We start from the raw sequence: 12657 nt of genomic DNA on the forward strand, positions 1-12657 counted from the left end.
TGCAAGTATAGAAATAATAAGGCTTAGTACTTCAAATTTGCTCATTTCAGACCTTTAAATAAGTTTTTGAATACTTTTTCAGCTTCTATTTTCATCTCAGGCATAACTACTTCTTTCGCTTGCTCAAAACCTGCTTCTTTCAAATCAGCTAACATGATTTCAAAGTGACAGTTATTACATTTAACGAAATCACTATCTTTTAAATTCTCTGGAAGTTTAAATTCATTATGCCCACATTGAGGGCATTGAATGTCTATACGTTCATTCTTAATCACGTTGCACCCTTATTTAATGTAAATGATTACGGTTTTATAATATTAGCATTTATATCAAATATTCAGGAACATTAATCGTGTTATAGAATACGTATAATTACTTACATATATTGGTAGATAAGAGAAAAAATCTATATTAACTCTAAGGTCGAAGGAACAAAAAAAGACCTTGCCATATTATATGACAAGGTCTTTTTACTATTCTAATAAAGCATTAGATAGCTTACTTAGGGTTTACCATATCAGCAGGAATGACCCACTCATCAAACTGCGCTTCAGTTAATAGCTCTAACTCAACCGCAACTTGCTTCAAGGTTTTGTTTTCTTTATAAGCCGTCTTAGCGATTTTGGCTGCGTTTTCATAGCCAACATGACGGTTCAATGCAGTAACCAGCATCAATGAATTATGCAAGAAGTCATCGATTTTGTCTTTTACTGGCTCGATACCAACGGCACAGTTTTCGTTAAAACTATTGCACGCATCACCAAGTAGCTTGATAGATTGCAATAAGTTAAAGGCGATCACTGGCTTATAAACGTTTAGCTCAAAGTTACCTGACGCGCCAGCCATGCTGATAGTGACATCGTTACCCATGACTTGCGCAACAACCATCGTCATCGCTTCTGACTGAGTTGGGTTTACTTTACCCGGCATGATAGAAGAGCCTGGCTCATTTTCAGGAATAGTCAACTCGCCCAAACCACAACGAGGACCTGAAGCCAACCAGCGCACGTCGTTAGCGATTTTGTTTAAGCTACCGGCCAGCGTTTTTAGAGCCCCAGAAGCAAATACTTCAGCATCACGAGCGGCTAGTGCTTCAAATTTATTTGGTGAAGTCACAAACGGCAGACCAGACAATGTCGCCAATTGCTCAGCTGATTTTACCGCATAATCAGGATGGGCGTTTAGACCCGTACCAACCGCTGTACCGCCTAGTGGTAACTCATACAAACCTTGTAGCGCATTATCAATACGTACCAGTGAGTGATCAAGTTGGCTAACATAGCCGCTAAACTCTTGACCTAATGTCAAAGGTGTGGCGTCTTGTAAATGCGTACGACCGATTTTAACAATGCTATCAAATTCTTTCGCTTTAGCATCCAAGGTATCACGTAGCGCTTTTACTGCTGGAATCAATAAACTATTGATTTCACGCGCTGCTGCCACACGAATAGCTGTTGGGAAGCTGTCATTGGTAGATTGAGCATGATTGACATGGTCATTTGGGTGAATCGGCGTGTAGCTGCCGCGCTCATTACCAGCGATTTCATTGGCACGATTGGCCAGTACTTCGTTCATATTCATGTTTGACTGGGTGCCAGAACCGGTCTGCCAAACGACTAGCGGGAATTGATCGGTTAGACCACCGTTGATAACTTCATCAGCAGCTTGAACGATTAAGTCGCGCTTATCATCTTCAATACGCTCAAGGCTAGCATTAGTAATCGCAGCAGCTTTTTTGACCAGTGCCATCGCTTCAATCATCGGACGTGGCAAGGTTTCACCACCGATTTTGAAGTTTTCGCGGCTACGCTGGGTTTGTGCGCCCCAATAAGCATCAGCTGGGACTTCCACGTTGCCCATGGTGTCTTTTTCGGTACGAGTTGCCTGATTCTGTGTCGACATAACTACCCTCTTCGATGGTTTGTTGGTAAATGCTTTATCATAAAAAGTGCAACGCCTGCTGCACATAAAGAAAAATACGATATAAAGTGGCGTTATGATAGCATGACTAGGGCGTGTTGAATATTGACAAATAGACATTACTGACGCCTAAAAGTGCCAGCCATCATCAATTTGCTACATTATCGGATAGTCTATCTATGCATCCTGAGCTAAAAAACATTGAGACAATTGAACTTAAAATTAGCAATCCGCCTAGACGCCATTTTACTCGCCAGCGTCGCCAATTAAGTGCGGGCGCACGCCGGCAATTTGCGCATTCAGCAAGCTTGCATTTGTTTAAGCTGCAGCAGCGTTTGCCGCCGCGTGCGCGTATTGGCTTATATTATGATGGCTTTGGCGAGCTACCCACTCAGCCAATTTTAGACTGGTGCCAACGTTTAAATTATCAGCCGTATTTACCAGTGGTCGGCTCATTGGGAAATGATGATAAACGTCTGCGCTTTGTACCTATTTATCATGCAAAACTATTAAATATACCGACGCGCATTCATAGCTTAGGCATGAAACAAAATCATCATCGACGATTATTGTGGGCACGCGAGTTGGATGTGACTATCTGTCCATTAACGGCAGTTGATAAAAATGGTAACCGTATGGGTATGGGTGGCGGATTTTATGATACGACGCTTGCTAAAAGCTATCAATCAGGGGCAAAAAAACCGCTAAAAATTGGCTGGTGCTATGATTTTCAAGTGATTGAGCAACTAGAGCGTCAGCCTTGGGATGTGCCGTTAGATGGTTTGATTACGCCAAGTGGTGTGAGGTGGTTTCGATGAAAGGTAATAAAAAATCTATGGATACTAACTCTAGCGCAGAGCATGTCGAACGACATTTGCAAGAGTTAGAAAAAGCGGATTATGAGCTGCTATATTATAGTCAAGAGCAGATTTTTAGCGCTGATGAGTTGGCACGACTTATTAACGAGGAACGCTTAAAAAAATTAATGGCGCAAAGTGATGATTTCTTGAGTAGTGTAAATAGTGAGATTGAGGATTTTGATGAATAGTATTGAGAAAGGCATCAATCACACCATGATAAAAAATTAAAAAGGCGAATGATTATAAAATCACTCACCTTTTTCATATCTATTATAAGAGTCTATATGATTAATTAAAGCACCATCGCTGCAATCCAACCAAATATTAATAATGGAATATTATAGTGAATAAAGGTTGGTACTACGCTGTCTTTGATATGGTCATGCTGTCCATCAACGTTGAGACCAGAAGTGGGTCCAAGAGTTGAATCTGACGCTGGAGAACCAGCATCACCCAACGCGCCAGCCGTACCGATAATCGCCACCGTAGCGAGTGGCGAAAAGCCTAGCGAAATACATAATGGCACATAAATAGCGGCAATAATTGGGATGGTTGAGAATGATGAACCAATGCCCATCGTAACTACTAGACCTATGCTTAACATGACTAAAGCAGCAATGGCTTTATTACCAGCAAACAAGTTCGTCGCCCCGTCGATAAGTGGTGCAATCTCACCAGTAGCTTTCATTACCTCGGCAAAGCCCTGCGCCGTAATCATAATAAAGCCAATCATCGCCATCAGCTTGATACCATCGTTAAACACCGTATCAGCTTCACGCCACTTAACCACACCAGTTGCCATAAAAACGCCAAAGCCAAACATCGAGCCAAGCAATAGCGAGTCAGTATAAAGCTGCACTACAAAGGCTGTCACAATCGCAGCAATCGCCACCAGTGTTTTGAGCTTACTTTGCGTTTGTGCATCAGCCGCGGTTTTGCTCAAGGCATCACCTTCTACAACCACATCATGCGCTTCTCTATCGATTGCAAGCTGCTGATATTGACGAGGTTTACGATAGCTGATAAATACTGCGATCAGTAAGCCCACGAACATACCCAAGGCTGGAATCGCCATCGCTTTGGTGACCGAAATATTGCTAATATCAATGCCCGCTTCACCAACGTTTTTGAGCATAATTTGATTGAGATAAATATCGCCAAAGCCATAGGGAATAAACATATAAGTGGTGACCAGTCCAAAAGTAATCAGACAAGCAATCAGGCGTCTATCAATCTGCATGCGGTTAAAGGCGAGTAATAATGGTGGTACCAGCAAGGGAATAAAGGCGATATGAATAGGGATTAAGTTTTGGCTAAAGCAGCTCATGGCGACCAAGCCTGCAAACAGCATATACTTAATCATGCCACTGGTGCCACCAGCATCGATACGTTTGATGACTGCACCTGCTAAAGACTGTGGCAATCCAGAATGTGCAATCGCGACCGCAAACGCACCTAGCAGCGCATAAGATAACGCAATTTGTGCACCGTTTTTAATCCCTTCTTGAAAGGCGTTCAAGGTATCGGTCATACCGAGACCAGCGATGAGTCCACCTGCCAGCGCACCGATTAATAAGCTGAGCACCACGTGTACTCGCGCTAGTGACAACCCCAGCATGATGACAACTGCCAGTAGCACCGCATTGATAGCCATATTCTTGCCCCTTACCCTATATTTTGTAGCCCGTTATCGACCCATTTTGACCTGCTGCCAATCTACTTATTTCACCCTAGCCTCTTAATTCACGCAGCCGTTATTTAGACCGAGTGGTTAAGACGCGCGTCAGTTTACCTGATTTTGCACATAAAACCCACGCGCAGAACCGAGTAGATATGAGAGAAAGCGCAAATAAACCCGCAATATTCTCTCTCCTGCTAGTGAGTAAGCCTTGCAATTTTATATAGCAGCACCATTTATCTAAACATGAACCACGAACTTGACTTTACAAGTCTGGTGAACGAGGAAAGAATATATGAGTGAACATAAAATTGACCAAGACAATATCGACATCGATGTCGACGTTTCATCTACCGTTGCTGATGATAGTACGTTAGATAATAGTGCTGTAGATAATGTTGCTTTAGATAATGTCGCAGATAATGTCGCTTTAGATAATGCCAGTGCTCAAAATGATGAGCATTCAGCAGACAATAAAAAAGAGCAGGCAAAAGATAATGCTGCTGAAAACTATCTACCGTTATTGGCACTGCGTGACGTTGTCGTTTATCCGCATATGCAAATTGCCTTGTTTGTCGGGCGTGAACCTTCAGTCAAAGCTGTCGAATTGGCACAAGCCGAGTACGGCAACAAAGTACTGGTTCTTGCCCAAAAAGATTCGCTCACCGAAGATATTGATCACGACAACTTGTATCAATATGGCACGGTATGTCGCATCGTCAGTACTATGCCGCATGATAGCGATGAGAATTGCATCAAAGTATTGATTGAAGGGCAATATCGAGCGCGCGTAGATTCAATAGAGAGTCATGACGAGCTATTGATGGCAAGCTTTGAGCGTGCTGATCTTGATGTCAGCATGGATGAGAGCCAGCAGAAAAACACCATTCAAGCTTTGACCACACTCTTTGAAAGCTATGCGGATGCGCGTCTGCGCAATGCGCGTGAGCTAACGCGCGTCGCGAAACGTATCGATGACTTGCTTGAGTTGGTCTATTTTATCTCAACTCGTGTGTCGATGGATCTTGATATCAAACAGTCATTTTTAGAAAAAAATGATATCAAAACCCATATCAATACTTTGACCGAATATCTCGTTAAGCAAAGTGCTGAGCAAAACATCGAACAAGATATCCAAGAAGCTGTCCGTCAGCAAATGGAAGACAATCAGCGCGAATATTTCTTAAATGAGAAGATGAAAGCCATTAAAAATGAGTTGTCAGATATGAATGACGGCGCGTTTGATGGTGATGATGATGTGGCTGAGCTTGAACAACGTCTAGATGAAGCTGACCTGCCGGAAGATGTGCGCAAAAAAGCCGAGCAAGAGATGAAAAAGCTCAAAATGATGCCGCCAGCGTCCTCTGAGTCTTCAGTAGTCCGTAACTATATTGAATGGATTTTGGATACGCCGTGGAATGCGACGACCAAAGTTTCTATCAATTTAGATAAAGCTAAAACGGTTTTAGACGAAGACCATTATGGCTTGCAAGATGTGAAAGATCGCATCTTAGAATACTTAGCTGTGCAATCACGGGTGAAAAAACTTCGTGGTCCGATTCTATGTCTTGTCGGTCCCCCTGGTGTTGGTAAAACCTCATTAGGCGAATCGATTGCTCGTGCCACCGGTCGTAAGTTTGTGCGTATGGCACTTGGCGGCGTACGTGATGAAGCGGAGATTCGTGGTCATCGCCGTACTTATATCGGTGCGATGCCAGGTAAAATTGTCCAGTCCCTAGCAAAAGTCGAAGTGAAAAACCCGCTATTCTTATTAGATGAAATCGATAAGATGGCGCAAGACTTCCGCGGTGATCCAGCATCAGCGTTGCTTGAAGTATTAGATCCCTCACAGAACGATACTTTTAACGACCATTATTTAGATATGGATTTAGACTTATCGCAAGTGATGTTTATCTGTACCGCTAACAGCATGGATATTCCAGCAGCGCTGCTTGACCGTATGGAAGTCATTCGTCTACCGGGTTATACCGAAGCAGAAAAGGTTAATATCGCGCAGAAGTATCTCGTGCCAAAAGCCATTAAGAATAATGGTCTCAAAGAAGGTGAGATTGAGATTGTTGAGGCGGCATTGCATAGCATCGTCCGTAGCTATACGCGTGAAGCAGGTGTGCGTAACCTTGAGCGTGAAGTCAATAAGATCTGCCGCAAAGTGGTTCGCGGCTCGGTTGAAACGCATGGCGCACGCGCTCCGAAAAAAGCAGAACGTCAGCTGGTTGTAGTCGATGACAAAAATATCGATGACTATCTGGGCGTCCATCAATATGACTATGGTCTCGCGGAAGAAGAGCCTGAGATAGGTCGTATTACTGGACTTGCTTGGACACAAGTCGGTGGCGAGCTACTCACTATCGAAGCAGTAGCTATGAAAGGCAAAGGTGAGCTTATCTTTACCGGCTCATTAGGCGATGTGATGAAAGAGTCTATTCGCGCTGCTATGAGTGTGGTACGTGCTCGCGGCGATAGCTTAGGGATTGACTACGAGACTTTTAAAACGACTGACGTTCACGTACATATGCCAGAAGGTGCGACACCAAAAGATGGTCCCTCTGCTGGTGGTGCACTGACCACAGCGCTGGTCTCTGCTTTAACGGGTATTGCTATTCGTCCTGATATTGCCATGACAGGTGAGATTACGTTACGCGGTAAAATCCTACGTATCGGTGGTCTTAAAGAGAAGCTGCTAGCTGCTCATCGTGGCGGTATCAAGCATGTCTTGATTCCAGATACCAACGAGCGAGACTTGGCGGATATTCCTGATAACGTCAAAGAAGGCTTAACCATTCAGCCAGTCGCGACGATTGATGAGATATTAAAAGTAGCATTGGTCAGAATGCCAGTGCCACTAAAACCCGCTAAAGTGACGGTTGATAAGACCAAAGGTAAAGCGCTACATAACTAAGTGTAACCACTGACAGTCATTATTAAATAAAAAAGCCGCTTACAGCAATGTAGGCGGCTTTTTTATTTAATAATAAGCAACAATCTAAATAAAACCCTATGCTATATTTTAGACAAATGTTTATTTAGTGATTGTCATGATTTTAAACCGCTTAACTTTATCCTTATTGCTCGCTATCTCGCTTCCGGCAGCGTTAGTAGGCTGTCAGTCTAGTCTTGCAAAAGATAATTCTACACCTACTAACTCAATGGTGAACAGCTCTAGCACTTCTGCCCCAATATCATCTCAGCCCATCAGAAAAACTGAAAAGCTAGAAGAAGAAACTGTAGTGGTAGCTAATGAAACAGCTACTGAAGCTACGACGTTGCAATGGGCAAGTAATTATCATTGGCAGTTAACACAAGTTAAAGACAAGAAAAATAACGCCATTAATATCGATACTGACACACCGATTACTTTAGAAATCGCGCCCAGCTCACTAAGCTTATCTCAAGGCTGCCAGCATTTTTCAATCGACTTTGGATGGATGGATGCGCCACCTTTTGAGTATGGTAGCGATCTTAGGAAAAAACCCTCTGACTGTAAAAACACCCCTAACGATAAAATGGGTAAAGGCGATATAGAAGCGCTATTTCCTAAAAACGGCATATTAAAATTAGGCATTACGCTGTCAGCAGTAGCAAAAAATGAACCCGATAATACTCAAATAGCATCGAAAAACTTGGTGATCAAAATCGAGAATGGCAATACATTAATGTTCACGGGCAAGCCTATAGCCTTTAAAAAACCAACGAGATTGCCGATAGATAAAGCATTACTAGAGCGCTATGACTGGGAGCTAAAGAGCGCCGTTCGTAATACTTTTGATGATAATGGAAAGATTATATCTCGACGGTCTATCGGTCATTTTTATCATCCAGAGTTTCCAGTATCGTTACGATTTAGAGGGTATGACGATAGTCAATACGCATTTTTTAGTTCTAGCTGCAATGGTATCGGTGGTCCTTATATCTTGATGAAAGATTATACCTTGCTAGTTGGCTCAGGACCGCAAACAATGATGGGCTGCGGTGTTACTGGTAATAGAATTGAAAATGAGCTTTCTAAGCTTGTCAGTAACAGTAAAAGCACCCTTAGCTTAAGTTTACAGCCTTCCTACCCATCAGAAGCTCAGTCAAAAAATCAAAACGATTTTCCACGCTACAACTTATTGCAAACAATGGCATCAGGTGAGACTTTAGTTTGGCAAAACGAAATAAAAGATACGCCTTAACGATATCTAAATCATCTATATGGATATAAATTTAATATAAAAATGGACAAGCATTATGACCCTTTCATGCCATTTATTGATACCAGCTCGTACGCTTACTTTTATAAGCATGTTGGGTGTGACAGGCTTAGTCGGCTGTCAAAGCATAGACAGTAATACCTTTATACCGATAATCGCTAAAGCTCCAAAACCAGTAGATACCGATGAAAGAATTATCACATTTCCACAAAGCGAAGATAATGAATATATTGGCTCATGGAAGCTACCTGAGCTGCCAGTTGAAAGTCTCAATCGCTTTGATTGGAAATTGGTGCGCTGGATAGATAATGAAGATGTGGTCACTTATATTGATTCTCATGGGTATGTTGGAGGCAACACTGTACCGCCATTGATGCTTGATGTGCGCCCTAGTAATCTAGTATTTAAATACGACTGTCAACGTTATAGCCTGCATCATGATGGCTACCATGATTATACGTATAGCTCCTATGGGGTGACGACCACCACGCCAGCATCTTGCTTAATAAATGATACGCAAGCGGCTAGCGATGTCTCGGATTATTTGACCCAACTATTCCCGAAATATGGCAGAGGTCGCTTCAACCTTAAAGTCATCTCAACACCAACACAGCCATCGCCAAAACCATCATCTTTCCTAAATAAAACTACTTCAAAAAAATCAATCCCTTATGAATTGGCATTAAATGCCCAAGATAAACAGTTTATCTTTGAAGGTACGCCTAAAAAATTGCAGTCAATATCTGGGCTTCCGATTAGCTATGAGTTTTTAAAAATCTATCGATGGCGACTCGTTAGCGCGGTCGATAGTGATAATAAAGCCATTATTGAGATCAGCCGTCCAGGCTTTCCCGTCATCGCTTACTTTGGTTATCCTATGTATAACGGTGAGCATGAAGCAGGATTTAGCTCTGATTGTAATGGTGTCGGTGGCCCTTACATTTTAACGCCTGATAACATACTGTTAATCGGCTCAGGTGCGCAATCGATGATGGGCTGTGGTCCGAAACGCGAGGCTGCGGAAGATAAAATCCGTGAGCTTGAACAATTGAGCAAAAGCCAATTGACCTTACAACAACTCTCAAATACCAATGTCGATAACCCAAGCTTGCCTTATTATCTGCTCACCCAAAAGCTTGATACAGGCGAAACGTTGATTTGGAAAAACGAGAAAACAGTCACACGTTAATCTAAACTCAAGGCACAAAAAAGCCAAGCATCACTCGCTTGGCTTTTTGTTTTCAACTTAAATCTTTCTAATTATAGATAGCGCTTATTTAATCGTAACCGTCATATAATATGGCTTTGGCGTATTACCTTCGCGGGCTTGATTGCGCGGTTGTAGTACACGAATCGTATGCTCACCAGTTTTATCCAATGTCACCGTTTCAGTGCTGATATCTGGCGAATTAGTGCCATAAAGTACCGGGTATAAGTCATTACTACCAACAATAGTTGCGCTTACCTTTTGACCCTTTTTAGCATAAAACTGATATTCGCAGAAGCTGCTGCCTTTAACCGCACCAGCACGATTCACATCGTAGCTGCCTTTTGCCATGCGTAATTCTTTGACGCCACAATCTGCATTATAGTGTAAGTCGCCCGTTTTCGATGCTGCTTGCGCCGTCATCGTGCCCGCGCTCATGATACCTAAAACAAGGGCTGTAGACCCAGCCAGCTTAGACAATGTTTTCATATAAAAACCTCACATAAATTATTATTAAAAATCTAATTATTGAAATCGATATTTCTTACCGCTGCTATTTTGCATTACCGCTCATCGATTGACCGTTTCATTTCGTCATCTTATTTTATCATCTCGTTATGTTAACTTAAGCGAATGTTAAGCGCGTCTAATTATATGTTCTATATAGGACTTACATATATTAACGCTTTGTTGCGCTTCTAATGAATATCTGCCGACGAGGCTTAGCTATACTAAGGACGGGATTAACAAAACTCGATAAATTTTAAATATAAATGGAGATAATAATGAATAAGACGATGATTGCCAGTGCCCTATTATGTGGTTCAGCCTTAGCGATGACAGGTTGTCAGACGGTAGAAGGTCAAATGCAAACGGGCAACCCTTTAAACCAGCCTGCTTTGAAGTCGACAATCAACGCGGTTGCTGGCAACAAAAATGAAATTGGACAAGTTTTCTTACGTCCAGTTGATGGCGGTGTACAAGTTTACGGTAAGCTCATGAATTTGCAGCCAGGTAAAACAGTATCTTTGCATATTCATGAAACGGGTAGCTGTGGTGATATGGGCAAAGCAGCAGGTGGACACTTTAATCCAGACAATAAACCACACTCTAACCCAAATGACATGAATGGTCATGCTGGCGACTTGCCTAACCTAACGGCTAATGCAAATGGTGTTGCTACTATCAATTATGTAAATAAGAAAATCTCTGCTGCTGAAGCCGGTAAATATAGCGTTAACCGTTTAGCCTTTATCGTTCATGGCGGCGTTGACGACTACACCAGTCAACCAGCAGGTAACGCAGGTGATCGCGTCGCTTGTGGTATTATCGAAAAGAACTAATAGCATTTAATACAAAGCTTTGTTTTTGATATAAAAAAAGCGATATAAAAAAAACCTCTTAGATTATCTAAGAGGTTTTTTTGGCTTAAGGGTAAAGGAACTTTATTCCTCTACCCACTCGCCGTTACGCCAGTACACACCCCAACGTGTGGCTTTACCGTTTTTCTCAGAGCCGATATACTGCTCTTTTTTCTTACGCGACCAACGCAGAATCGTCGGATTGCCATCAGGATCTTCATCTGGTCCTTCAAACAGATACTGGAATTTATCTTCCATCTTATCTTTGATTTCGCGTAGCTCAGCAAGCTTTGGCGGACGCGTTTCCCGCACTTTAGGGAACTTAGATGCGGCTAAGAACATACCAGCAGCACCTTCACGCAAGATAAAATAATCCTCATGCTTAACTGATTTTAGCTCCGGCAGATGGATGGGATCCATGCGTGGTGGCGCAGCCTCACCCGTTTTGAGCACTTTACGTGTGTTGTCGCATTTTTGACAAGCAAAGTAAGGACCAAAGCGTCCGGTCTTAAGCTCCATTTGTCCATCGCACTTATTACAGTCAATGGTTGGAGAATCAGAGCCAGGCACTTCAAACTTACCTTCTTCTAAGATATAACCATCACAATCAGGATTATTACCACAAACATGCAGCTTAAGACCGCCATCGACGATATAACCATTCATTGCCGTACTACATTTCGGGCAACGCTTTTTCTCCATCAAATCTCGGACTTCTGCCGCTTCATCATCGCCTTCCGCCTCATCAAGATTGGCAAAAGCTTCGACTGGCATTAAGTTCTTGGTGCCTTTACAGCGCTCTTTCGGTGGTAAGTTATAGCCTGTACAACCTAAGAAAACACCCGTTGAACCGGTACGCAGTTGCATCGGACGATCACAAAGATCGCAATGTACGTCTGGTACATCGGTCGGGTCATTCGGACGCATGCCGTCTTTTTCTTTGGCACGATCGAGGGTAGTTTTAAACTCGCCATAGAAGTCATCAAGCACATCTTTCCAATCTTGCTCGCCTTCTGCAACATGGTCAAGCTTGTCCTCTAATGCAGCAGTAAAGGTATAATCCATCAAGTCTGGGAAACTTGCTGTCAGTCTGTCGGTGACGATATCACCCATCTTTTCAGCAAATAAACGCTTGTTTTCAAGCTTCACATAACCGCGATCTTGAATGGTCGAGATGATAGAAGCATACGTCGATGGACGACCGATGCCTTTTTTCTCAAGCTCTTTAACTAGGCTGGCCTCAGTATAACGTGGTGGCGGCTTGGTAAAGTGTTGGCTCGGATCAAGCTTATCTACGGTTAATTTATCGCCTTTTTTGACATCAGGTAATAAGGTATCGTCGGTCTTGGCTGGTGGCATAACTTTAGTATAGCCATCAAATACCAAAGTACGACCGCGCGCTTTGAGCTCGACATCATCA

The 12657-nt window shown here is 42.7% G+C and carries 11 protein-coding genes; 6 read left to right on the forward strand and 5 right to left on the reverse strand.

What is annotated here, in order from left to right; translation table 11 throughout:
- Positions 1-41: 41 nt before the first annotated feature.
- Entirely contained in the window at positions 42-275 is a 234-nt protein-coding gene (locus CAN34_RS01515; RefSeq protein ID WP_089554129.1) for a hypothetical protein, read from the reverse strand.
- 223 nt (positions 276-498) lie between these two features.
- On the reverse strand, positions 499-1902 hold the full coding sequence (gene fumC / locus CAN34_RS01520; protein ID WP_089554130.1) for a class II fumarate hydratase: 1404 nt from the start codon (positions 1900-1902) through the stop codon (positions 499-501).
- Between the two features lie 197 nt (positions 1903-2099).
- Between fumC and CAN34_RS01525 the strand changes: the two genes are divergently transcribed.
- Positions 2100-2738 (forward strand): 5-formyltetrahydrofolate cyclo-ligase, encoded by a 639-nt coding sequence (locus CAN34_RS01525; protein WP_089554131.1) that lies wholly within the window; start codon positions 2100-2102, stop codon positions 2736-2738.
- Entirely contained in the window at positions 2735-2968 is a 234-nt protein-coding gene (locus tag CAN34_RS01530; RefSeq protein WP_089554132.1) for a hypothetical protein, read from the forward strand. The genes CAN34_RS01525 and CAN34_RS01530 overlap by 4 nt, the downstream gene beginning before the upstream one ends.
- Before the next feature lie 104 nt (positions 2969-3072).
- Here CAN34_RS01530 and CAN34_RS01535 read toward each other — a convergent pair whose 3' ends face one another.
- Complete coding sequence (locus CAN34_RS01535) at positions 3073-4434, reverse strand: Na+/H+ antiporter family protein (RefSeq protein ID WP_079692380.1); 1362 nt, start codon at positions 4432-4434, stop codon at positions 3073-3075.
- Positions 4435-4753: 319 nt separating this feature from the next.
- Between CAN34_RS01535 and lon the strand changes: the two genes are divergently transcribed.
- The 3 genes from lon (at position 4754) to CAN34_RS01550 (ending at position 9858) form a co-directional block, all read left to right on the forward strand.
- Positions 4754-7378: an endopeptidase La gene (gene lon, locus CAN34_RS01540; RefSeq protein ID WP_089554133.1), complete on the forward strand. Its 2625-nt coding sequence runs from the start codon at positions 4754-4756 to the stop codon at positions 7376-7378.
- Positions 7379-7514: 136 nt separating this feature from the next.
- Complete coding sequence (locus CAN34_RS01545; protein ID WP_123891896.1) at positions 7515-8651, forward strand: hypothetical protein; 1137 nt, start codon at positions 7515-7517, stop codon at positions 8649-8651.
- A gap of 55 nt (positions 8652-8706) precedes the next feature.
- Positions 8707-9858, forward strand: a complete 1152-nt coding sequence (locus CAN34_RS01550) for an META domain-containing protein (RefSeq protein ID WP_089554135.1) — start codon at positions 8707-8709, stop codon at positions 9856-9858.
- A gap of 84 nt (positions 9859-9942) precedes the next feature.
- Here CAN34_RS01550 and CAN34_RS01555 read toward each other — a convergent pair whose 3' ends face one another.
- Positions 9943-10365: a hypothetical protein gene (locus tag CAN34_RS01555; RefSeq protein ID WP_089554136.1), complete on the reverse strand. Its 423-nt coding sequence runs from the start codon at positions 10363-10365 to the stop codon at positions 9943-9945.
- Between the two features lie 296 nt (positions 10366-10661).
- On the opposite strand from CAN34_RS01555, the gene CAN34_RS01560 reads away from it, so the two are divergent.
- On the forward strand, positions 10662-11219 hold the full coding sequence (locus tag CAN34_RS01560) for a superoxide dismutase family protein (protein WP_089554137.1): 558 nt from the start codon (positions 10662-10664) through the stop codon (positions 11217-11219).
- Positions 11220-11321: 102 nt separating this feature from the next.
- On the opposite strand, the gene CAN34_RS01565 is transcribed toward CAN34_RS01560, so the two are convergent.
- Positions 11322-12657: DNA topoisomerase (locus CAN34_RS01565; RefSeq protein WP_174668331.1), on the reverse strand; the 1336-nt coding region annotated here is incomplete at its 5' end.

It is taken from the genome of Psychrobacter sp. DAB_AL32B (assembly GCF_002224105.1).
Classification (GTDB): Bacteria; Pseudomonadota; Gammaproteobacteria; order Pseudomonadales; family Moraxellaceae; genus Psychrobacter.